The 20,353-nt window shown below is 60.4% G+C and carries 21 protein-coding genes and 1 tRNA gene; 13 read left to right on the plus strand and 9 right to left on the minus strand.

The genetic code is table 11. From position 1 onward, the window contains the following. Positions 1 to 52 precede the first annotated feature (52 nt). Together ACILSI_RS01075 and ACILSI_RS01080 are read left to right on the plus strand one after the other, a co-directional pair. Entirely contained in the window at positions 53 to 559 is a 507-nt protein-coding gene (locus ACILSI_RS01075; RefSeq protein ID WP_395719981.1) for a hypothetical protein, read from the plus strand. After that, positions 556 to 1,599 (plus strand): tetratricopeptide repeat protein, encoded by a 1,044-nt coding sequence (locus tag ACILSI_RS01080; protein WP_395719982.1) that lies wholly within the window; start codon positions 556 to 558, stop codon positions 1,597 to 1,599. The genes ACILSI_RS01075 and ACILSI_RS01080 overlap by 4 nt, the downstream gene beginning before the upstream one ends. A 6-nt stretch (positions 1,600 to 1,605) precedes the next feature. On the opposite strand, the gene ACILSI_RS01085 is transcribed toward ACILSI_RS01080, so the two are convergent. Next, complete coding sequence (locus tag ACILSI_RS01085) at positions 1,606 to 3,579, minus strand: tRNA uridine-5-carboxymethylaminomethyl modification enzyme MnmG/GidA (RefSeq protein WP_395719983.1); 1,974 nt, start codon at positions 3,577 to 3,579, stop codon at positions 1,606 to 1,608. A 162-nt stretch (positions 3,580 to 3,741) separates the two neighbouring features. On the opposite strand from ACILSI_RS01085, the gene pdhA reads away from it, so the two are divergent. Beyond that, positions 3,742 to 4,818: a pyruvate dehydrogenase (acetyl-transferring) E1 component subunit alpha gene (gene pdhA, locus ACILSI_RS01090; RefSeq protein ID WP_395719984.1), complete on the plus strand. Its 1,077-nt coding sequence runs from the start codon at positions 3,742 to 3,744 to the stop codon at positions 4,816 to 4,818. 26 nt (positions 4,819 to 4,844) lie between these two features. Here the strand turns inward: pdhA and ACILSI_RS01095 are convergent, their stop codons facing one another. Beyond that, positions 4,845 to 5,360: a tetratricopeptide repeat protein gene (locus ACILSI_RS01095; RefSeq protein WP_395719985.1), complete on the minus strand. Its 516-nt coding sequence runs from the start codon at positions 5,358 to 5,360 to the stop codon at positions 4,845 to 4,847. A gap of 166 nt (positions 5,361 to 5,526) precedes the next feature. Between ACILSI_RS01095 and holA the strand changes: the two genes are divergently transcribed. Then, positions 5,527 to 6,651, plus strand: coding sequence for a DNA polymerase III subunit delta (gene holA, locus ACILSI_RS01100; RefSeq protein WP_395719986.1), 1,125 nt, complete (start codon positions 5,527 to 5,529; stop codon positions 6,649 to 6,651). Positions 6,652 to 6,662: 11 nt separating this feature from the next. After that, positions 6,663 to 7,034: a sulfite exporter TauE/SafE family protein gene (locus ACILSI_RS01105; protein WP_395719987.1), complete on the plus strand. Its 372-nt coding sequence runs from the start codon at positions 6,663 to 6,665 to the stop codon at positions 7,032 to 7,034. Between the two features lie 54 nt (positions 7,035 to 7,088). On the opposite strand, the gene ACILSI_RS01110 is transcribed toward ACILSI_RS01105, so the two are convergent. Genes ACILSI_RS01110 through ACILSI_RS01120 form a run of 3 tightly spaced genes read right to left on the minus strand, consistent with a single transcriptional unit; the run spans position 7,089 to position 9,799 of the window. Continuing rightward, complete coding sequence (locus ACILSI_RS01110; RefSeq protein WP_395719988.1) at positions 7,089 to 7,637, minus strand: DUF456 domain-containing protein; 549 nt, start codon at positions 7,635 to 7,637, stop codon at positions 7,089 to 7,091. Then, positions 7,630 to 8,232, minus strand: a complete 603-nt coding sequence (locus ACILSI_RS01115) for a nitroreductase (protein ID WP_395719989.1) — start codon at positions 8,230 to 8,232, stop codon at positions 7,630 to 7,632. Before ACILSI_RS01115 ends, ACILSI_RS01110 begins: the two co-directional genes overlap by 8 nt. Positions 8,233 to 8,245: 13 nt before the next feature. Beyond that, positions 8,246 to 9,799, minus strand: coding sequence for a GntP family permease (locus tag ACILSI_RS01120; protein ID WP_395719990.1), 1,554 nt, complete (start codon positions 9,797 to 9,799; stop codon positions 8,246 to 8,248). A gap of 65 nt (positions 9,800 to 9,864) precedes the next feature. On the opposite strand from ACILSI_RS01120, the gene ACILSI_RS01125 reads away from it, so the two are divergent. From ACILSI_RS01125 to ACILSI_RS01145, 5 genes are all read left to right on the plus strand, one after another. Further along, the gene (locus ACILSI_RS01125) at positions 9,865 to 10,116 is read left to right on the plus strand and encodes a hypothetical protein (RefSeq protein WP_395719991.1); all 252 of its coding nucleotides are present in this window, start codon (positions 9,865 to 9,867) and stop codon (positions 10,114 to 10,116) included. 9 nt (positions 10,117 to 10,125) lie between these two features. Beyond that, the gene (locus ACILSI_RS01130; RefSeq protein ID WP_395719992.1) at positions 10,126 to 10,530 is read left to right on the plus strand and encodes a type II toxin-antitoxin system VapC family toxin; all 405 of its coding nucleotides are present in this window, start codon (positions 10,126 to 10,128) and stop codon (positions 10,528 to 10,530) included. Further along, positions 10,527 to 12,920 (plus strand): MMPL family transporter, encoded by a 2,394-nt coding sequence (locus tag ACILSI_RS01135; RefSeq protein ID WP_395719993.1) that lies wholly within the window; start codon positions 10,527 to 10,529, stop codon positions 12,918 to 12,920. The genes ACILSI_RS01130 and ACILSI_RS01135 overlap by 4 nt, the downstream gene beginning before the upstream one ends. Positions 12,921 to 12,996: 76 nt before the next feature. Continuing rightward, positions 12,997 to 13,452 (plus strand): hypothetical protein, encoded by a 456-nt coding sequence (locus ACILSI_RS01140; RefSeq protein ID WP_395719994.1) that lies wholly within the window; start codon positions 12,997 to 12,999, stop codon positions 13,450 to 13,452. A gap of 15 nt (positions 13,453 to 13,467) precedes the next feature. After that, a complete protein-coding gene (locus tag ACILSI_RS01145) occupies positions 13,468 to 13,680 on the plus strand; it encodes a hypothetical protein (protein WP_395719995.1) in 213 nt (70 codons plus the stop codon). A gap of 15 nt (positions 13,681 to 13,695) precedes the next feature. Here the strand turns inward: ACILSI_RS01145 and ACILSI_RS01150 are convergent, their stop codons facing one another. Together ACILSI_RS01150 and ACILSI_RS01155 are read right to left on the minus strand one after the other, a co-directional pair. Continuing rightward, on the minus strand, positions 13,696 to 13,953 hold the full coding sequence (locus ACILSI_RS01150; RefSeq protein ID WP_395719996.1) for a type II toxin-antitoxin system RelE/ParE family toxin: 258 nt from the start codon (positions 13,951 to 13,953) through the stop codon (positions 13,696 to 13,698). A gap of 1 nt (position 13,954) precedes the next feature. Next, positions 13,955 to 14,149 carry a hypothetical protein gene (locus ACILSI_RS01155; protein WP_395719997.1) on the minus strand — a complete coding sequence of 65 codons (195 nt, stop codon included), beginning with the start codon at positions 14,147 to 14,149 and terminating at the stop codon, positions 13,955 to 13,957. A gap of 172 nt (positions 14,150 to 14,321) precedes the next feature. On the opposite strand from ACILSI_RS01155, the gene ACILSI_RS01160 reads away from it, so the two are divergent. Together ACILSI_RS01160 and rnc are read left to right on the plus strand one after the other, a co-directional pair. Then, a tRNA-His gene (locus ACILSI_RS01160) sits at positions 14,322 to 14,396 on the plus strand. A 47-nt stretch (positions 14,397 to 14,443) separates the two neighbouring features. Then, complete coding sequence (gene rnc / locus ACILSI_RS01165; RefSeq protein ID WP_395719998.1) at positions 14,444 to 15,181, plus strand: ribonuclease III; 738 nt, start codon at positions 14,444 to 14,446, stop codon at positions 15,179 to 15,181. Between the two features lie 183 nt (positions 15,182 to 15,364). Here the strand turns inward: rnc and ACILSI_RS01170 are convergent, their stop codons facing one another. Together ACILSI_RS01170 and ACILSI_RS01175 are read right to left on the minus strand one after the other, a co-directional pair. Then, a complete protein-coding gene (locus tag ACILSI_RS01170; RefSeq protein ID WP_395719999.1) occupies positions 15,365 to 16,768 on the minus strand; it encodes an arylsulfatase in 1,404 nt (467 codons plus the stop codon). Positions 16,769 to 16,851: 83 nt separating this feature from the next. Beyond that, entirely contained in the window at positions 16,852 to 19,749 is a 2,898-nt protein-coding gene (locus ACILSI_RS01175) for an alanine--tRNA ligase (protein ID WP_395720000.1), read from the minus strand. 154 nt (positions 19,750 to 19,903) lie between these two features. Here ACILSI_RS01175 and ACILSI_RS01180 point away from each other — a divergent pair, with 154 nt between their 5' ends. Further along, entirely contained in the window at positions 19,904 to 20,314 is a 411-nt protein-coding gene (locus ACILSI_RS01180) for a type II secretion system protein (protein WP_395720001.1), read from the plus strand. Positions 20,315 to 20,353: the final 39 nt, after the last annotated feature.

Below are 20,353 nucleotides of genomic sequence, written 5' to 3' on the forward strand. Positions count from 1 at the left end.
TTGCGGGATTTAATGAAAAAGCAGCGCAAGCGTCAATTCTATTTTCCAGCACATGACCTATGTCATTCAGGATCAAATGAGAAGAGGCATAAGAAACTTGCTCGTCACGCCTTCTGATAACCCGTGTGGCACGGAAAACACCGCCGCCACCCCCTCGGAAATTCAGAACGACCGGGACATCATTCCGAAGCCTCTTCTGGGAATCCGAGGTCACGAAAAAGCGCTCCGATGGTCACTCTGGAAATCCGAGGGGCCGGAAAAGCCTTTCGGCAGCGACTCTGGAAATCCGAACGACCGGGAAAACGCTTTGGCGTGGCCTCTGAAAATCCGCAGCGGCGGGGAAATGGTTCGGCGACGGGTCTGGAAATCAGAGGTGGCGAAAAATAATTTCGGCGGCGCCTCTGAAAAGCCGAAGGGCTGGGGAAAACGTTTGAGAAAAATTTACGATGATTGCTGCGGGCACTTCTGGCATTTTCGGAAGGGTTTTCGATCTCTTTCCAACTGCGGCGATCAGGAGCGGAACTGGAGGAGAGCATATTGTGTTGCCGCCTTCGCATGACTCTGCTTGCTTTCCAAACCATGCCCACAGGTTTCAAAAAATGGCTTTGCCTCACGAACATTGTCCTTCTGATTGCTGGTTGCGATAGCCGCGAAGATCGGATCAATGCTGCTGAAGCCAAGGAGCGCGCGGCAGAGTTGCTGGATGATAAGGGTGAATATGTGCAGGCGGTAAACCTCGGTAGAGAAGCGCTAACGGAGCTCACCAAACTGCTGGGATCAGATCATCCCAAGACCATTCATTGCAGGTACAATCTCAGCGGGTTTCTTCAAGGAGCGGGCAAGCGCGATGAAGCCATTGCCGAGGGACGCAAGTTGCTGGCATCATCGATTCGAGCGCTTGGAGACGACGACGAAGAGAGTCTCTACGCACGACTCCAACTGGCTTCTGCTTTGCGCGATGTCAATGATGTGGAGGGGAACATCGATACAAAGTGCGCTGGAGAAGCCGAGGCGCTTTATCAAGCGGTGATTCGACTTGCTGGGACCTCAGAGATCGTATTGCGGGCAAGAAATGGCCTTGGAGTCTTATACGGACGAATGGGTAAGCATGGAGAAGCGGTGAAGCAAATCACGGTCGTTTTGGAGGCCCAGCGACTGAGTCTCGGCAACGAGGCCGATGAAGTTTTGGCAACCCGGCTCAATTTGGCTGCGGCGTTGATGGCTGAGAAGCTGTTTGAACCCGCCCAGAAGGAATGTCAGGTCGTCTATGATATTCGAAAGAAGCGATTGGGCGAAGAGCACCCTCTGACAATCCGTGCCAAAGACTGGCTTGGAAATTGTCTTGCTGACCAAGGTCGGCTGGAAGAAGCAATCCCGATGATACGGGAGGTTTGGAACGCCAAACGAAGAGTTCTGGGCGATGCACACCGCGATTCCCTCGTTGCCGGATTTAATCTAGCGGTCGCAGAACTCAATGCAGGGTATCGCGATGAAGCCATTCGGGTTCTAGAGGAAACTCATCGGCAGGCCCTGAAGGCATTGGGTCCTGCGGATTCGCAAACTCAGATGTATCAGTCCGCACTCGATAAAGTGAGGTGAATCGGTTCAAGCATCGACCTCTGTTTTATCGCCTCCTCGTTTCAGCATCACCGCGAGCAGCGCAATGTCCGCCGGATTGACGCCCTGGGCGCGAGCGGCCTGGCCGAGGGTGGCGGGGCGGAGGGCGGTGAGGCGGTGTTTGGCTTCGGTTTTGAGACCGGGGATGGCGTGGTAATCGAAGTCGGCGGGGATCGTTTTTTCCTCCATGCGGGAGGTCTTGGCGACCATGTCTTCCTGGCGGGTGATGTAGCCGGCGTATTTGACGTCGTTTTCGACCAAGGACCAGACCTCTGGGGTGAACTGGGCGTGGATCTCAGCGGGCAGGGCAGCAGGGGTGTTTTCGGGCCGACGCAGCCATTTTTCGAGGGTGATGCCGTCGAGCCGGGCTTCCTGAAGGAGGACGCGGGCGGCGGCGAGCTGGGCGATTTTTTCCTCGGTGTGCCGGACGCGGAAGGGCGAGGCGAGGCCGATGGCGGCGGCGAGGGGGGTGAGGCGGAGGTCGCAGTTGTCCTGGCGGAGGAGGAGGCGGTATTCGGCGCGGGAGGTGAAGAGGCGGTAGGGCTCGGTGGTGCCTTTCGTGACGAGGTCGTCGATCATGACGGCGAGGTAGGCCTGGCTGCGCTGGAGCAGGAACGGGGGGCGGCCCTGGGCCTTGAGGGCGGCATTGGCCCCGGCGATGAGGCCCTGGCCGGCGGCTTCTTCATAGCCGGAGGTGCCGTTGATCTGCCCGGCGAAGTAGAGGCCGGAAACGCGCTTCGTCTCCAGGGTGGGGTGGAGCTGGGTAGGGGGGCAGTAGTCGTACTCCACCGCGTAACCGGGGCGGATGATCTCGGCGTTTTCGAGGCCGGGGATGGACCGGATGAAGTCATACTGGACCTCGAAGGGCAGGGAAGTAGAGACGCCGTTGACGTAGAATTCGCGGGTGTGACGGCCCTCGGGTTCGAGGAAGATCTGGTGGCGATCCTTCTCCGCAAAGCGCACCACCTTGTCCTCCACCGAGGGGCAGTAGCGGGGTCCGACACCCTCGATCTTGCCCGAATACATGGCCGATTTGTGGATATTGGCCCGGATGATGTCGTGGGTCTGGGGCGTCGTGTAGGTGATCCAGCAGGGAATTTGTTCCACGTGGAACATGCCCGGCTGCCATCGGTTGAGGGTGAAGCGGTGGAAGGCGGAGTTCGGAATTCGGAATTCGGAATGGACGGAGCCGTTTTGGGATTCCGCATTCCGCATTCCACCTTCCGCACTTTCATCTTCGTCTTCCCCCAGGACTCCCGACAGGTAGCTGAAGCGCGGGGCGGGCTCATCGCCGGGCTGGAGGTCGCACTTGGAGAAGTCGATGCTTCGGCTGTTGAGGCGGCAGGGGGTGCCGGTTTTGAAGCGCTGGACATCGAAGCCGAGGGCGCGCAGGCTGTCGGACAGGGTGGAAATGCTGTCGCCCATGCGCCCGCCGGCCTGGTTCTGCTGGCCGACATGGAGCAGGCCGCGCATGAAAGTACCGGAGGAAATAACGACCGCTTTGGCCCGATAGATCATCCCAAGGCTGGTGCGGATGCCGGTGATGGCGTCGTTTTCGACGAGCAGTTCAGCGGCGTTGCCTTGGTGCAGGTCGAGATTGGGCTGGTTCTCGATCAGCCACTTCATGCGGAACTGGTAGGCCTTCTTGTCGCACTGGGCGCGGGGGGCCTGGACACTGGGGCCCTTGCGGGCGTTCAGCATGCGGAACTGGATGCCGGTGGCGTCGGTGTTCCGGCCCATGACCCCGCCGAGGGCGTCGATCTCGCGCACCACATGTCCTTTGGCCAGACCCCCGATGGCCGGATTGCAGGACATCTGCGAGATGGTGTCCAGGTTCTGGGTGAGGATGGCCGTCTGACAGCCAAGCCGTGCGGCGGCCATTGCCGCTTCCACTCCAGCGTGACCAGCTCCGCAGACGATGACGTCGTAGTGCTTCGGGTAAGTGTAGAGAGAGGCGGACATGGAATGAGGAAGGATGAAGGCAGCCAGACAGGGCAGGGGGCGGGCGTGGAGGATAACACGGCTGACGAATTGTTCCATGTGGAACAAAGGGTGGATCCAGAAGCCGAACAATCCTTTGCGTCTCCGGCCTCGTTGGCTAGTATGATTTCCCTTTCGCAGCCTATGTCCAAAGCCAAAACCACTCTCGCCGCGCACGCAAACGACCCCATCAATCAGAAGCTCACCGCAGCCGACAAATTGGGTCTCTACCGCCAGATGGTGCGCATCCGGAAGTTTGAGCAGGTGTCGCTCCAGCACTACCAGGCAGGTCGGATGGGCGGGTTCCTCCACCTCTATATCGGCCAGGAATCGGTGGCCGTGGGCACCGTTTCGGTCATGGGTCCGAACGATCACGTCATCACCGCCTACCGCGATCACGGCCACGCTCTGGCGGTCGGCATGGGCATGAACGAGTGCATGGCGGAACTCTTTGGCAAGGCGACTGGCTGCTCCCGTGGCAAGGGCGGCTCGATGCACTACTTCGCGCCGGACAAGAATTACTGGGGTGGTCACGGCATCGTGGCCGGCCAGACGCCGCTGGGCCTCGGCCTCGCGTATGGTTTGAAGTATCGCGGCATCAAAGGTGCCGCGCTGTGCTTCCTTGGCGATGGTGCGGTGAACCAGGGTGCCTTCCATGAGTCGCTGAACTTGGCCGAACTGTGGGATCTGCCGGTGATCTATGTGATCGAGAACAACGGCTACTCGATGGGTACCAGCCAGCAGCGTTCCTCCGCCTACCAGGATTTCCTCGCCAAGCGTGCCGAGGGTTACGGCATGGCCTGGGAGCAGTTCAATGGCGAGGACGTTTACGCCGTCCGTGCCGGAGTCGGCAAGGCCATCGAACGGGCGCACAACGAGTCCAAGCCCAGCATCCTCGAAATCGCCACTTACCGCTGGGAAGGCCATTCCGTGGCCGACGCGAACAAGTTCAAGTACCGCACCAAGGAAGAGGTCGAGAAGTTTCAGAGCGAGCATGACCCGATCCAGGTGTGGAAGCGCAATCTTCTCAACGAAGGCGTCGCCACGGAGGAAGACCTGAAGAAGATCGACAAGGAAGCGCAAAAGGAAGCCGAGGACTCGGCCGAGTTCGCCAAGTCCAGCCCCTATCCCGAGCCGGAGACCATCTTCGAGGACGTGTACTGGGAAGTGGACAACAAAACCGAAGCCGGGCAGACCGGACGGCATTTCTTCAACGACTAAATGGGGCGGAAAGCCGCCTAATCAGTTCATTTTGAAGACTTTGGCGCTGTTTCAGCGGTCGAAGTCGCCGTGTCTGCCATGCTGGACAGAATGACGGCATGTTTGTCGTAGCTGGCCTTGGCTCCGGCCAGTTGCGTCACATAATTCAACGCCTCCGTCAGCGGGATGTTGGAGAGCGAGAGACTGAGCTTGCGCTGGGCCAGCTCCTCACCCTTCACGATCACATTCGGCATCACCTTGCCGCCGCTGGCATTCTTTGAGAGCGCCCGCAGTCCGTCGATGGCTTCGGTAAGCGTCACATCGCTCATCTCGACCTTCGGCAGGATCACCGTGGCATACTGAGCCTTGAGCGTGTTGTCCGGTGCCCGATGATTCGCGCGGATGTAGGCCAGCATGCGCACGGTGTCGGGATGCTTGGGATTCGCCGCCGCCACTCGCGAAAGAAGCTGCTGCGCCGTGGTGAAGTCACCTTGATAAAACGCGGCGCGTCCTTGCTGATACACCGCGTTCAGATCTTCCGCCTGAACGGAAGCCGTGATCATAAAAAAGGCCGCAGTGAATGCGGCCGCAGAAACCTTTGCCCTAATCGAGTGTGTTTTCATAGGTTGGTTTGGATTTGCGATGATTTCATCAAATCGCAGGACGCATGTCAAGATCGCGCACGCCGCGAGGCTTGATGCCACGCACATCCTGCTCCATCGGTGAAGCATGCCGCCGCCGAAGAAAACCGCCGCCAGCCAGGTCAATGTCCTCATGGGCAGTGACGAGGCGCGTGTGAAGGAGGCCGCACTTTTGCTCGTGCGCAGCCTCACACCGCCCGAGGCCGGGGACTTCAGCAACGACATCATCGACGGCACGGCCGACAACGCCGATCACGCCGGCACGATTTGCTCGAACATCTGCATGGCCTTGCAAACGCTGCCCTTCTTTGGCGGCACCAAAGTCGTATGGCTCAAGAACGCCAACTTCCTTGGCGACTCCGGCCCGGGTCGTGGACAGGACGCGGTGAACGGCTTCGAGCGCATCCTCGACATCGTCGAAGGCGGCCTCGGCAGCGACGTGCGCTTTGTCATCAGCGCCACGACGATCGACAAACGCCGTAGCGCTTACAAGCGCATCTCCAAGATCGCCAACATCGAGGTCTTCGACAAACCGGACACTTCGAGGGCGGGCTGGGAAGGCCCCGTGCTCGCCATGGCCTCACGCAAGGCGAAGGAACTCGGCATCACCTTTGAAAGCGGCGCGTTGGAGTTGCTCGTGCAGATGGCAGGCGATGACACACGGCAGTTGGAAAACGAACTCGAAAAGATCGACCTCTACCTCGGCGAACGCCGCCGCGCCGGACTCAAAACCGTGCAGGGTCTCGTGTCCATGAGCCGCGCCGGTGTGCTGTGGGATCTGGGCAACGCCATTGGCAAACGCGATCTTCCGCGTGCGCTCGAACTGCTCGGTACGCTCATGTATCAGGGTCAGAACGCCATCGGCCTGCTGCTCGCCGCCATCGTGCCGCGCGTGCGCAGCCTGCTGCTCATCAAAGACCTCGGTTCGCGCTACAAGCTCAACAAGTTCAACTACGCCGGCTTCTGCACCTCGCTCGAAGGCCTGCCTTCCTCCGCCACCTCGCATCTCCCACGAAAGAAAGACGGCACCGGCTTCAACGCTTACCCGATGTTTCTCGCCATTCCCGAGACCGGGAACTACACACTCGAAGAACTGCACGCGGGCTTCAAAGCCTGCCTCGCCGCGAACTCCAAACTCGTCACCTCTTCGCTCGATCCCAAGCTCGTGCTCGAACGCTTGCTCGTCGGTCTCCTCGCCAGACAATCCCGCTGATCCCCCAGTCCATGACGACCTCCACCATCCTCACCTGTCTTGCCATCGGCATCGTCAGCGGTGTCATCGCCGCACTGTGCGGCGTCGGCGGCGGTGTCGTGATGGTGCCTGCGTTCGTCTTCTTTCTCAAACTGCCGCAGAAGACCGCCGTCGCGACTTCGCTGGCGATCATCATTCCGACCGCGTTGATGGCGACAACGCAAAACGCCCGCTCCGGCTTCGTCGATTGGAAAGTCGCCCTCGTGACCGCGATTTCGGCCTCCATCTTCGCCTACTTCGGCGCTGGCTGGCTCAAAACGATGAGCAATGAAACTCTCACGCGCATCTTCGGCACCGTGCTCGTTGTCTTCGGCCTGCGCATGCTGCTGGCGGGGAAGGCGTGATCGTATTGTAGTCGCGGGTTCGCTTCGCGGATTCGCAGCAGCCGGTTCTGGTTTTCACCACACCAGCACATCAAGGAAAAACGTCGCCACCATTCCCAGCGCGAGCAGCAGACGCAGCACCAAGCCCACGCCTGTTCCCAGCAGCGAACCCCAGGCCGATTTGGCCGCCGGTTGCAGCCGCTTCTTTGCAAAGATCAGCTCAAACGACACACCGCCGAGCAACGGGCCAAGGATCAATCCCACTGGCACGAAGAACATGCCCACGATGCCGCCGATGAACACGCCCGCGATGCCCCAGCGACTCGCGCCGAACCAGCGTGCGCCCATCGCTCCGCTCACGAAATCGACGACATAAGACAGCACGAGTCCCAGCGATAAAATCACAAAGCCCCAGGCGCTCATGCCGGCTTCCGGCAGCAGCAGTGTGTGGATGATGCCCGCGCCAAAGATCAGCAGCGGCCCCGGCAGAAATGGTACCACCGAGCCGATGATGCCGACGAGCAAAAGACAAATCGTCAGCGACCACACGCTCAACATCTCCCATGGCATGGAAGTAAAGAAATGCGCCGTCGCATTCCATGCGCTGGTGAACCACTCACTCATCGCACCACCTCGTTTTCGTTTCGACCGGCTGCCGCACGCTTCGCGGCCAGTTCAGTCCTTCACGCGGCCAGCCGAGGTAAATCAGCCCCACACAGCGATCTTCCGCACCGATTTGCAGCCACTCCGCAAACTCTCGCGTTCCCAGCAACGGCGGTGATGACCAGTAACAGCCCAAACCAGCCGCAGTGGCGGAGAGCATCAAGTTTTGCAACGCACAAGCCACCGCTTCGATCTCCTCAATCTCGGGGATCTTCATTCCACCGCGTCGCTCCATCACACAAGCGATCACCACCGGCGCGAGCAGCGGGTTCTCACCCATCTTCTTCATCTTGTCCTCGCGGAACTCATTCGCGGGCGTCGTCTCGCGATAAATCCGCTGCATCGTCTCCGCGAGCCGCTGTCTCGCCGCGCCTTGATGCACCACAAATTTCCACGGCTCGGTCAATCCATGCGTCGGTGCCCACGTCGCGTCTTCGAGCACCTGCGTGAGCAACCCACGCTCCACATCACGCGTCACATCCATGTCCACCGGCTTGATCGACCGACGATGGCGGATAAGCGCGCTGAGTTGGGAATGCGTGGCGATGTCAGTCATGAACGCACGACCCTTACACCATCGGCAACAATTTGCTCAAGATCAGTGTCACCAGCAAACCAATGATCGAATCCGCCGTGAGCTGGAGCGACCAGGTGCGCAGCGTTTCCTTCTCCGTCATGCCGCTGAGGCGGGAGACGACCCAGAAGCCGCTGTCGTTCATCCAGGAGCAGAACATCGCGCCGAAGCCGATGGAGGTGAAGAGGTAGAGCGGATGGCAGCCGAGATCGGCTCCCACCACCATGGGCGCCATGATGGAGGCGGCGGTGAGCATCGCCACCGTGGCAGAGCCCTGGGCCACACGCACGACCGCTGCCACGACCCAGCCGAGCAGGATGAGGTTGAGGCTGTAGTTCTTCGCCAGCTCTGCCACCGCACCGCCCACGCCTGCAACCCGCAGCGCATAACCAAACGCACCACCGGCGCTGGTGATGAGAATGATCATGCAGGCCGTCTCCAGCGGCGGTCCCATCAGATCCTCGATCTTTTTCAGGCCAAAGCGACGCTGCTTCGCCAGCACGCCCACCGAGATCGCCGCGCCGATGAGCAGAGCGATGTTCTTGTGGCCAATGAAGTCCACCCAGGCGCGGATGCCGTTGAAACCAAGCTCCCCACCGAGCGCATTCACCATCGTCAGGCCCCAGCCTGCGCCTTTGGCCGCTCCGGCATGCGCCAGTTCAAACACCGTCGTCAGGCTGATGAGCAAGATGGGGAGGATCACCGGCGTGATGCTCCAGAAGAACGACGGCAGCTCGTTTTCCGGCTTGGCGCTGACGCCTTGCAGATCCTGCAACGAAACACCACCCGACTCACGCAGCGGCACATCGGTGCGCGCATTGAGCCACTTGCTGAACAGGAAGCCGAAGAAGCAGGTGATCGCGCCGATCACCAGTCCGCCCACCAACGACTCGCCCACATTCAGCTTCAGGCTCTCCACCACTGCCACCGGTCCCGGATGCGGCACCGTCATGGAATGCGTCACCGTGCCGCCGCAGCAGATAGCCATCAGGTAGAGTGTATAATCCTTCCCCGTCCGCATGCGCAGCGCCATCGCCAGCGGCACCATGAGCATGAACATCGTGTCGAAGAAAATCGGCGCGCTCAGAATGAAGGTGCTCCACAGCAGCGCCCAGCCAGCGCGTTTCTCGCCAAAGAACGCGAGGAAGCGCCGCACCACCTTGTCCGCGCCACCGCTTTCCATCAGGCACATGCCAATGATCGCCGCGAGGGCGATGGAGATCGCGATGTCACGCGCCGAGTCACCGAGTCCCTTGGACACCATCTCCACCGCGCCCACCAGGGCGGGCATCGTCTTCACCTTGCCATCCTTCTGCACCACGTCCCACGAAGCATTTCCCGCCAGCAGGCAGGCCAGCAACGCCGCCAGGATGAGCGCCAGAAAGGGATGCATGCGCAGCTTGCTGATCGCGATGATGATGAAGGCGACGCTGACAGCGAGAACGACGAAAGGCCAATAGCTGGCCGAGGTGGCGGCAAGGAAAAACATGGCCGCGATGCTGGCGGGTCTTCGCAAGATGATCCAGCCGAAAATGAGGCGGCCCGGCATCAATCTGGCCAGGGCTTGGATTCTCAGCGCTTGGCAATTCACCCCATGGCGGCCATATTGCCAGCATGTCCACGTTAACCATTGAGCTCGATCCCGGCCTCGCGCATTGCCTTGAGGATGTGGCGCGTCGAGAAAAGAAGCCGGTGAGCATCTGGGCAAGGGAACGGCTTGCCAGAGCGGCGCTCGAGGAAACTTCCGAACAAAACGGCTATCCTGACGGCTGGTTGAAGTTGTTCGGCTCCCTGTCCGATGATCTGACCTTTGAAGCACCAACAAGAGGCAAGTCACGGCCCGTGACAGCCCTGAGCCTGGAATAACTCACGCGCATGGCCTGGTTTCTCGACACAAACATGGTGGTGTTCTGCCTGCGTGGAAAATCCGCGGAGGTCATGCGGCAGCTCAATGCGACGCCTGCCAGCGAAGTTTTTATTCCTGCTCAAGTGCGGGCCGAGTTGCTTGTCGGCGCGGCCAAAAGTGCCAGAGCAGCGCAAAACAAGTCGGCCGTTCTATCATTCATCGCGCCCTTCACGGTAGTGTGGCCGGATGAGCAGACGGCCGATCACTATGTCTCCATTCGGGTGGATCTCGAAGCCAGGGGGCAAGTCATCAGCGAGGCGGATTTGTGGATCGCCGCCGCCACTCGTTCACAAAATGGCATTCTGGTGACGAACAACACATCCGAGTTCCAGCGGGTCAGCGGACTGCCGGTGGAAGACTGGTCCAAACTGTGAAACCCGCCCCGCTTCGTTTGCTGTTTGTGCTGCTCGTCATCGTGGCGGGCTGGTTTGGTGTGTCGCGGCTGGATTTCGATGTCGATCCGCTCAGCCTGCTGCCGCAGGAACTGCCGGGACTGCAAGGCACACGTTTGTTGCGCGAGCAGAAGCGCGATCTCCTGCTCATCGCCGTTCAAGCCGATGATCCCGCACTTGTCGAGGTCACGGCAGAAGCATTGGCCGAACATCTTGCTTCCAAGCCGGAACTCTGCGCCAGTGTGCGCAGCAAATCGCTGCTGCAATCCGATCCCGCGATCATCGCGGAAGTCGTCGCTTATCTCTGGCTCAACGCACCGCCTAAAGAAGTCGCGAAACTGACCTCCTCACTCGATGCGGCGTCACTCTCGGCCCTGCTGACGCAAGCGAAGGAAACCGCCGGCACCTCGCTCGATCTCCAAAACGCCACCATGAGCGGTTACGATCCGCTGGGACTCGCACGCGGAGCCATGCAGCTCCTCAGCGGCGGCGCGGACATGAGCAGCATGATGAGCGATGAGTTCAGCAGCGCGGACGGCACACTGCGCCTGCTGTTTGTCACGCCGCCCGGCAAAGCGCTGGCCGATTACCGTGCCGCAAACGCCTGGCTCACGCAGATCAAGAGCGAGGTGCGTGAGCACTGGCTGCCACAGCAGGGCGAACTCACTGGCGTGAAGATCGGCTTTACCGGCGATCCCGCGTTTCAGGCCGAGATCGCCACCGGCATGGAAGGAGACATGCGGCAGTCGATTGGCGCGGTCACGTTCATCGTCGGCTTCCTGTTCTGGCTGCTGCATCGCAGTGTGAAGCCCTTGTTCTGGCTGCTGCTGGCGATCCTGTGCGCGAACTTAATCACGCTCGGCACCGCTGGTGTGATCTATGGCGCGCTCAATGTGATGTCGATGGGATTCGCGGCCATCCTGACCGGTTTGATTGAGGACTTCGGCGTCGTGGGCCTGCATGTGGCGCGGGAGCATCCTGGCGAGAGTTTTGCGAGCATCCGCCGTCGCGTGCAGCCGGGCGTGGCGTGGTCGGCGGTCAGCATCGCGGGCATCTTCGCCATGCTGGGCCTCAGCCAGCTTCCGGGAGTCGCACAGCTTGGAGTGTTGTCTGCGCTCGGCGTGTTGATCGGCGCGGCGGTCATGCTGTTTGGCTTTTTGCCGCTCGGCATGAAAGCAGGCAAGATTAAGGAGCATCAAGGCTCCACCAACATCGCCCTGAAAATGCAGAGCGTCATGGGCTGGCTCGTCGGCATCGGTTTGATCGCCGCGACGGTCGTCTTGATCGCCCAAGGCCTGCCGAAGATGGACTTCGGCTCCGCCGTGCTGCGGCCAGACAAGAGCGAGGCCTTCGATGTGTTTGAGGACATCGAAAAACGCATGATGGACACAAACTCCGAGCCAGGGCGCAACATCCCGCTCATCTTCGCCGCGAACGATGCCACCGCGCTGCGCCAGAGCATCATCACCGCGCAAGGCGTGCTGAAAACCGACGAGGTCGAAAGCCACATGCTGCCGCTGGCACTCGTGCCTGATGCCGAGGCGCAGAAAGCCAATCTCACCGTGCTGCAATCTCTCGCCCAACGTGAGGACACGCTCCGCCAAGCCGTGGATGCCGCCGGATTCACCGAGGTGGCCTTCGCGCTCACGCAGAACGTCTTCAAACAATGGCGCGAATGGACCACCACAAAACCAACGCTGCCGCTGTGGCCGAAGCCCGTCGTGCTGGAAAACCTCGGCGGCATTGTCTCCGAGCACGAGGAACACGGCTGGATGGCGCTGGGGTCTCTCCGACTCGCCGCAGGCCGCGATGTGGAAAAAGCCGCCGTGCTGCATGCGCTGGAGAAAATCCCCGGTGCCCATCCCGCAGGCTGGGCCTTTCTGCGCACCTCGTTGGAGCCGCTGTTGAAGCGCGAGATCCTGCGCGTGTGCGTTCCGACGGCCGCCATCGCCATCCTTCTGTTTTTCCTCGTGTTTCACGGCTGGCGGGAGCGTGGGTTTGCCTTCCTCGTGCTCGCCGCCAGCGGTTGGATTTTGCTCGGCGGCATGAGCGCGTTCGGCCTCACCTGGAACCTCATGAGCGTGGGCGCGGTGCCGCTTTGCCTCGGCCTAGGCCTCGATTTCACCATTCATGTGATGCACGCGCTGCGGGAGCCGGGCATGACGCGGGAACGCGTGGCCGCGCTGGGCCGTTCGCTCGCTTATTGCGGCCTCAGCACCGGCCTGGCCTTCGGCGCTCTCGCCACCGGCAGCAATCGCGGCCTCATCACCCTCGGCATGACCGCGATGATCGGCGTGCTCACCGTTCTCATCACCGCCGCCTTCGCCTTGCCCTGGCTGTGGTTCCGCAGGCAAGAACGCGCAACCGCGTGATATTCCCTCCAATCCGTTGGCGATAAAGCTGCTGACAAACCTCACGATCTGTGAATGATCTTCCATGTTAAGCGTCATGCGCAAGATAGCATCCATCAAGCAACCCAAAGACGAAGCGAAGCGTGTCATGCTCTTCGACAGCGGCGAGGGTGTTTATCTCTTTCTCTACAACAGCGAGCAGGACGGGGCATCCACGGGCGATTACTGGTTCGAGACCGTTGAGCAGGCGGAGGAGTCATGCACGGAGGACTACGGCATCACACCATTAGACTGGCAGACGATTCCAGACCCGCTTCCCGGTTGTCAGCACGACTGGATTCAACCTACGCGCGTCAGGCGAGACTCTGCTGGGAAGCCGCTTTACGGACAGTTTGAGCCCTACTCCAATGAACCCACGAACGCCTACCATGCGCTGCAGCAAACCCGGCCATCGCGCTCTGATTGCAATCCACGCCTCCCGCAGTCCGGGTCGCTGAGCTTGGGTCGGTTCGGCCAAGAAGCAGAATTAGTCAGTCGCGACACCCCCCAGTGATACAAGGAGTGAACCATGAACAAAGCCCAAGCCAAGAAGATCATCCTCCTGAACCTCGCGTTTTGGTTCGTCGCCATGCTTTTGCATCCCCTGATCCGGATGCTCCCGACGGGGTCTGGGAATCCACCGAAGATCTTTGAGCTGCTCATTCCTGTCTTTTTCATCATGCTCGCTGGCGGCTCCACCTACCTCCTCAAGGCCGCGATTGGAAAACCGAAGGACGACTGATCCTCGACCGTTAGATCACAGTTCAACGATGTCCAAAATGCGAAGCTCTTCCACCGGGCCATCGGCCCAGTAGGTGATCAAGAAGCCGTTGAGCCGGATATTCTCGAGAAATCGTCCAGCGCTGTCCGTGGTTCGGTAGTCACCGAGTCGCCAGGGTTGCTGGGCGAGCAGATTGATCCATTTGATGACCCGCTGCTGCCGTTTGCGGGAGAGAGAGCACAAGAACTCCCACGCCTTGGCAGACAACACAGGCTCGTAGGCATACGAGGCCATTTCAGGCACGGGCGAGAGTTTTCGGCAGCTTGAATTTCTTTCCAGCGTCCATCTCGGTCATGCGTCGGCTCATCTCTTTTTGCCAAGCAGGCGAGTCTTGTTTCAACCGATGTAAAAACGCCGCGACTTCCTGCCTCTGCTTTTCAGACATCTTGGAAAGCTGCTGCTTGAGTTGAAGCATCGCGGTAGCGCTCATGCTGGAAATTTGAGCCAAGTTACCTTTGATTCAACCTCTCACTTCACCAAACAAAGCTCTGGTTGCGTCGAAAAGGCTGAACCCGGTATGGCATTGTGGACAACCACCCCCTGAATTTTCGCTGGCGCAACCTTCCCGACCGGCTACTATCCGCGCACTCTCGATTGAGATGGTGGCCGTAGTTCAACGGTAGAGCCCCAGATTGTGATTCTGGTTGTTGCGGGTTCGAATCCCGTCGGTCACCCCACTTTTCACTGGAGCGCCAGTGTTCCAGCGGCTTGAGTCGCGCCACACATGGACAAGCTGGAAACCATTCTCGGGCACACCTTTCGCAGTCCCGCGCTGCTCCAGCTCGCGCTCACGCACGGTAGCGTCGGCTACGAGCACCAGCGCCCGCAGGCGGACAATCAGCGCCTCGAATTCCTCGGCGACGCGGTGCTGCAGCTCACGCTCTCGCACCTGCTCTTCCACCAACTTCCGCAGGCAGATGAAGGCGTGCTGACCAAGGCCCGCGCCCAGCTCGTCTCCACCAAGGCGCTCGCCCGTGTGGCCCGCCGCCTGAATCTCGGCCCGCATCTCATCATGGGACGTGGCGAGGAGGCCAATGGCGGCCGCGACCGCGATTCCTCGCTCGCCGACGCGCTGGAAGCCATCGCGGGTGCGATCCATCTCGACGCCGGAAACTTGGCCGCACAGCAATTCGCCGAGCACATCTTTGCTGAAGACCTGCGCTCTATCGGCAAGGGCGACCTGGAAGCCAATCCCAAGGGTTTGCTTCAGGAGCAGATCCAAGCGGTCAGCACCGAATGCCTCGTTTACACCATCGTGGACGAAGAAGGGCCGGATCACGCCAAACAATTCATCGCCGCCGTCTCCTGGCGGGAGGCCGAACTCGGTCGTGGCAGCGGTCGTAGCAAAAAAGACGCCGAAACCCAGGCTGCCCAAGCCGCACTGGACAATCCCGAGCTGAAAAAACGGCTGCGAACAGCCTGTGAACAGCAGAACCAACAAACCGTCAAAACCCCAGCCTGATGCCGACAACTCTGGGTTGTTCCGCTCCGCTCACAGTCTTCATCAAATCCATTCACAGCGGCGAAGGCTGTGGAACCCTTATGGTAGCAGGGCGGAACGCGGTTGTTGCACTTCTTCGCAGTCCTTACTGATATGAGGATTTGGCGAATTGATTAATCTCAATCATAAGAGCTGCGAACAACTTCAATCCACCTGACCCCAGACACGAGGAGTCTTGAATCCCTTTTCCATCGGGATGCTCTTCGGAGGAACAGCCTGTGCAGCCAGTTCAGCCAGCTTCGCACGCAGCTCGGCCACCTTCTCGGGCTGTGATGCGGCGAGGTTCGTCTTCTCGTTGGGATCACTTGCCAGATTGAACAGCTCCACGTTCTCGCCCTTGGTCGCAGCGTTCTTCTTTTTGCCCTTTTTCTTGGCCTCACCGCCGCCATCCTCGTTGTCGGCGATGTTGCCGCCCAGCACGAGCTTCCAGTCGCCCATCCGGATCGCGCCATTGCTGGGTGTGGTGTTTAGCAGGATGAAATCGTGCGGGCTTGCGGCGTTCTGTGTGATTGCAGGCCAGGCGTCTCGTCCATCCAGCGGAAGCTTCTGCTCCAGCTTGGCACCGCCGAGCTTCAACAGTGTGGGATACCAGTCCACCATGTGCAGTGGTGCCTTCACCGTGCTGCCTGCCTTGATGACGCCATCCCATGTGGCAAAGGCCACCACACGTGTGCCGCCCTCGTAGAGTGTGCCTTTGCCTGCGCGCAGAGGGCCGTTGTCCGTGATCTGGCCGGGATTCGGCCCACCATTGTCGCTGGAGAAGATGAAGAGCGTGTTCTTACGCATGCCAGCCTCGTCAATCGCTGCGCTGATCTGCCCCACGGCCTCGTCCATGGCTGCCAGCATGCCGGCGTACTTCTGACGGTTGCCCTTGAGCTGCGCGTACGGCTTCAGGTAGTCCTCCGGTACTTGATGCGGCGCATGCACCGCGTTGAAGGGCACATAGATGAACAGTGGCTTTTTGGCATCACGTTCGCGAATCAGCCGCACCGATTCCTTGGCGATCAAATGCGTCGAGTAACCCTCATCGTGATTCTCCCGGTCATCCTTGTGCCAGTCGAAGCCGCCGTCACGGATGTGCGTGAAGTAATCGAGCGCGCCGTTGTAGTGGCCGTACTGATGATCAAATCCGCGCTGCAAGGGCAGGTAAGCTGGCTGGAAGGTACCGAGGTGCCACTTGCCAACAATCGCTGTCTCATAACCCACTTCCTTCAGGGCTTGTGGCAGCGTGCGTTCCTCCAGCGGCAGTCCATACTGCGCCCAGGGCCGGACCACGCCGACTTGCAGGCCATGACGCATCGGGTAGCGCCCCGTCATCAGCGCCGCCCGTGTCGGCGAGCATACCGGCTGCACATAGAACTGATCCAGAATCGCTCCCGCTTTCGCCAGTTTGTCCAGATGCGGCGTCTGGATGTCCTTCCCGCCCATGAAGCCGCAGTCCGCGCGCCCCAAGTCATCCGCGAGGAGAAACACGATGTTCGGTCGCGGTGCCTCCGCAGCGAAAGTGGTGAGGGCGAGGCAGAGCGAGAGCAGCAGGCGTTTCTTCATGGTCGCGCTGGAACGAAGGCCCCAGGACTGGCCTTGCGCCGTATTGTCCGAGTATTGTAGTCCCGCCTTCAGGCGGAACTACACTACCCAATCAGCTTTCGCGCTTCGGCGAGGGCCGCATCGACCTTTGAGACATCCTTGCCGCCACCACGCGCAAAGTCCGGCTTCCCGCCGCCTTTGCCGCCGACGATGGGGGCGATGGTTTGGATGATCTTGCCGGCTTGGATTTTGGCTTGGTGGTCTTTGGCGACGCTGGCGATCAAAGCCACGTTGCCGCCTCCGGTAGCAGCGAGGACGACGATGCCGTTGAACGTGCCTTTCAAGGCATCGCTGACGGCCAGGGCGTTGTCGGCATCGACGTCGCCTAGGTTGGCGATGATGGCGTTGTTCTCGGCTTTGGTGAGGAGGTCTTTCGCGCGGCCGGAGGCTTCCCGTTGTTGGGCGGCCTTGAGGGCTTTCTCGGTGTCCTTGAGCTGCTGCTGGAGCGCTTCGATCTTCTTCTCGAGATCGTGCGCGCCTTGAGCGCTGACTTTGCCAGCGAGGAGCTTCAGCAAATCAGCATCCGCACGCGCGGCGTTGTAGGCTTCGAGTCCCGCGATGGCTTCGATGCGGCGGACGCCGGCGGCGACGGCGCTTTCGCCGACGAGGCGGAAGAGGCCGATCTCACCCGTGCCGCGTGTGTGGGTGCCTCCGCAGAGTTCCATGCTCCAACCATCGAGCTTGTGCGGCTGGCCGCCGATCTGCACGACGCGGACGAGGTCGCCATACTTCTCGCCGAAGAGGGCCATGATGCCGTTGTTGGCCTTGGCTTCGACGTAGGGCACTTCGCTCCAGGAAACGGGGTCGTTGGCGACGATGCGTTCGTTCACGAGGCGCTCAATGTCGGCGAGCTGCTGCGGGGTGAGCGCGGCGCTGTTGAAGTCGAAGGTGAGTTTGTCCGGCGTGACGCTGGAGCCCTTCTGCGTGGCATCCTTGCTCACGACTTCATGCAACGCCCAGTGCAGGATGTGGGTGACGGTGTGGTGGCGCTCGATGGCGTGACGACGAGGGGCATCGACGACGAGGCGCACAGTGGCATCGACAGCGGGTGTTTCATCGCCTTCGAGGAAGTGCAGCCAGGTGTTGCCGACCTTGGTAGTGGCGCTGATGGGGAAAGTGTTTGCGCCGAGGATGAGCTGACCTGCATCGCCGATCTGCCCGCCCATCTCGGCGTAACAAGTCGAGACATCCAGCACGACGGCGTTCTTGTCCTTCATCGAGACGACTTCCAACACGCGCACGTCGGCTTCGAGTGTGTCGTAACCGATGAACTTGGTCGGTGCCTTGGTTTCGATCTCGCTGACGGAGACGACTTGCTTGTTCTTCTTGCCAGCCTCGCGAGCGCGCTGCTTCTGCTCTTCCATGAGCGCCTCAAAGCCTTTGGTGTCAACGGTCAGGCCGCGTTCGCGGGCCATGAGTTCGGTGAGGTCGAGCGGGAAGCCGTAGGTGTCGTAGAGCTCAAAAGCATTCGCTGCGGGAACCACAGTGATGGGCTCTGCACGACGAATCTTGGTTGTTTCAGTTGTCGTCGATTTGCTCTTCTCCAAAACCTCACCAGTCCCTAGCTTGGACGTAATTGAAGCAGTATACTCTGTCTCTGTTTGAGTGGTCCACTCCATTGCCTCTACGACTTTATCGAAGAGCGCAATCCCACGATCCAAAGTCCGATTGAATGCCTCCTCCTCCAGCTTCAGCACGGCTTTGACTTGCTCCTTCTTCGTGCGCAGTTCGGGGAACACATCGCCCATGTGCTGGGCGAGGACATCGACGAGCTTGTAGAAGAAGGGTTCTTTGAACTCGAGCGTGCGGCCATACTTCACGGCGCGACGCAGGATGCGGCGGAGGGTGTAGTTGCGGTCGGAGTTGCCGGGCTGGATGCCGTCGGCGATGGCGAAGCTGAGCGTGCGCAGGTGGTCGGCGATGACGCGGAAGGCGACGTCGATCTTCTCCTGCTCGGTCACGGGCACGACGTGGCCTTGGGCGTTGGCCTTCGGCAGCGTGCTCTGGTAGGTCTTGCCGCACATCTTCGTCAGCTCATCAAAGATGGGTTTGAAAACGTCGGTGTCGTAGTTGCTGATCTTCGCGGTCTCGAAGTCGGTGAAGTTCTTCGTGCCCTGGATGATGGAGCACACGCGCTCGAAGCCCATGCCGGTGTCCACGTGCTTCGCGGGCAGCGGGACGAACGAGCCATCGGGGTTGGCGTTGTATTGAATGAAGACGTTGTTCCAAATCTCGATGCAGCTCGCGTCGCTGCCGTTGACGAGCAACGCTCCGGCGCGCTGGCGGTCTTCGTCGAGGTTCGGAGCGCCGGGCGTGAGGTCGATGTGGATCTCGGTGCACGGGCCGCAGGGGCCGGTGTCGCCCATCATCCAGAAGTTGTCCTTCTTGTTGCCGTTGACGATGTGGATGTCGGGATCGAGGCCGATGCTGCGAAACTTCTCGGCCCAGATGTCCCAGGCTTCCTGGTCGCGGTCGGCGGGATCGCCCTTCGATTTGTCAGGCTGATAAATGGTGGCGAACACGCGGGTCGGCGGGAACTTCCACTTCTCAATGATGAGTTCCCAAGCCCACGAGATGGCTTCCTTCTTGAAGTAGTCGCCGAAGGACCAGTTCCCCAGCATCTCGAAGAGGGTGTGGTGGTAGGTGTCGAGGCCCACGTCTTCGAGGTCGTTGTGCTTGCCGCCCGCGCGGATGCACTTCTGCGTGTCCGCCGCGCGTGTGGGCAAGCCTTTGTGCAGCACGCCGGGCCAGGTATCGACATCCGCGCTGCGCTCGCCGAGGAAGATGGGCACGAACTGGTTCATGCCGGCATTGGTGAAGATGCGCGCGCCGTCGCGGCTGGTGTAGCCGACGTTGTCACTGGGGACGATGGTGTGGTCCTTCGATTTGAAGAAGTCGAGGAAGCTCTGGCGGATCTGGGCGGCGGTGGGAACGGCGGACATGGCTGGGGAAAGGGAGCGCGGAGTATGGAGCGGAGGGCTACGCCGTCAAAGGTCAAGAGGGGTCAAGGCGGCGGTGTAGAGGCCAACCCATGTTCAAAGGAAACTGAATGACCGAACTATTGTGGTCGTCTGGCTCTGCCGAAACAATTCAGGCATGCAAACTGCGGCTTTCATCCGACCCAAAGTCCGCAGGGTCGAGTCGGGGCTCAGTTTGGTGGAGCTGCTGCTGGCCATCATGATTCTGGGCATCCTCGGCAGCCTGGCGATGATGACGTTCGGCAACGGCCTCTCTCAGGAGGCCGAGAAACAACGGGACAGGCGCAACGCCCAGGAAATCGCCAACATGGCCGCCATGGCCGGGGCCGCCGGAGCGCCGTATTTCGTGGCAGATGACGAGGAGGCCACGGTGGGCAACCTGCGCACCGGCAGCGCCCCCAGCCGGGGCATTTTCAAGAACCGCGTCTTCAAACTCCCCGCGATGAGTGACGAGGAAATCCAACGGGCCATGAGCTACCTGGTCCTGAATGACACGGACCTGATCTACGACTCCGCCGGGGGGCAATGAGCGGCCAGGACGGCCAGGCTGCGCCGCCCACGCGGCATG

Origin of the sequence: Prosthecobacter sp. (assembly GCF_044232965.1) — a bacterium.
GTDB lineage: Bacteria > Verrucomicrobiota > Verrucomicrobiia > Verrucomicrobiales > Verrucomicrobiaceae > Prosthecobacter.

What these genes read in the sequence shown, in the direction of transcription:
- ACILSI_RS01075 (WP_395719981.1), top strand. Translation starts at nt 53, where the DNA reads ATGACCTATGTCATTCAGGATCAAATGAGAAGAGGCATAAGAAACTTG.
- ACILSI_RS01080 (WP_395719982.1), top strand. Translation starts at nt 556, where the DNA reads ATGACTCTGCTTGCTTTCCAAACCATGCCCACAGGTTTCAAAAAATGG.
- ACILSI_RS01085 (WP_395719983.1), bottom strand. Translation starts at nt 3,579, where the DNA reads ATGTCCGCCTCTCTCTACACTTACCCGAAGCACTACGACGTCATCGTC.
- pdhA (WP_395719984.1), top strand. Translation starts at nt 3,742, where the DNA reads ATGTCCAAAGCCAAAACCACTCTCGCCGCGCACGCAAACGACCCCATC.
- ACILSI_RS01095 (WP_395719985.1), bottom strand. Translation starts at nt 5,360, where the DNA reads ATGATCACGGCTTCCGTTCAGGCGGAAGATCTGAACGCGGTGTATCAG.
- holA (WP_395719986.1), top strand. Translation starts at nt 5,527, where the DNA reads ATGCCGCCGCCGAAGAAAACCGCCGCCAGCCAGGTCAATGTCCTCATG.
- ACILSI_RS01105 (WP_395719987.1), top strand. Translation starts at nt 6,663, where the DNA reads ATGACGACCTCCACCATCCTCACCTGTCTTGCCATCGGCATCGTCAGC.
- ACILSI_RS01110 (WP_395719988.1), bottom strand. Translation starts at nt 7,637, where the DNA reads ATGAGTGAGTGGTTCACCAGCGCATGGAATGCGACGGCGCATTTCTTT.
- ACILSI_RS01115 (WP_395719989.1), bottom strand. Translation starts at nt 8,232, where the DNA reads ATGACTGACATCGCCACGCATTCCCAACTCAGCGCGCTTATCCGCCAT.
- ACILSI_RS01120 (WP_395719990.1), bottom strand. Translation starts at nt 9,799, where the DNA reads ATGCCGGGCCGCCTCATTTTCGGCTGGATCATCTTGCGAAGACCCGCC.
- ACILSI_RS01125 (WP_395719991.1), top strand. Translation starts at nt 9,865, where the DNA reads ATGTCCACGTTAACCATTGAGCTCGATCCCGGCCTCGCGCATTGCCTT.
- ACILSI_RS01130 (WP_395719992.1), top strand. Translation starts at nt 10,126, where the DNA reads ATGGCCTGGTTTCTCGACACAAACATGGTGGTGTTCTGCCTGCGTGGA.
- ACILSI_RS01140 (WP_395719994.1), top strand. Translation starts at nt 12,997, where the DNA reads ATGCGCAAGATAGCATCCATCAAGCAACCCAAAGACGAAGCGAAGCGT.
- ACILSI_RS01145 (WP_395719995.1), top strand. Translation starts at nt 13,468, where the DNA reads ATGAACAAAGCCCAAGCCAAGAAGATCATCCTCCTGAACCTCGCGTTT.
- ACILSI_RS01150 (WP_395719996.1), bottom strand. Translation starts at nt 13,953, where the DNA reads ATGGCCTCGTATGCCTACGAGCCTGTGTTGTCTGCCAAGGCGTGGGAG.
- ACILSI_RS01155 (WP_395719997.1), bottom strand. Translation starts at nt 14,149, where the DNA reads ATGAGCGCTACCGCGATGCTTCAACTCAAGCAGCAGCTTTCCAAGATG.
- rnc (WP_395719998.1), top strand. Translation starts at nt 14,444, where the DNA reads ATGGACAAGCTGGAAACCATTCTCGGGCACACCTTTCGCAGTCCCGCG.
- ACILSI_RS01170 (WP_395719999.1), bottom strand. Translation starts at nt 16,768, where the DNA reads ATGAAGAAACGCCTGCTGCTCTCGCTCTGCCTCGCCCTCACCACTTTC.
- ACILSI_RS01175 (WP_395720000.1), bottom strand. Translation starts at nt 19,749, where the DNA reads ATGTCCGCCGTTCCCACCGCCGCCCAGATCCGCCAGAGCTTCCTCGAC.
- ACILSI_RS01180 (WP_395720001.1), top strand. Translation starts at nt 19,904, where the DNA reads ATGCAAACTGCGGCTTTCATCCGACCCAAAGTCCGCAGGGTCGAGTCG.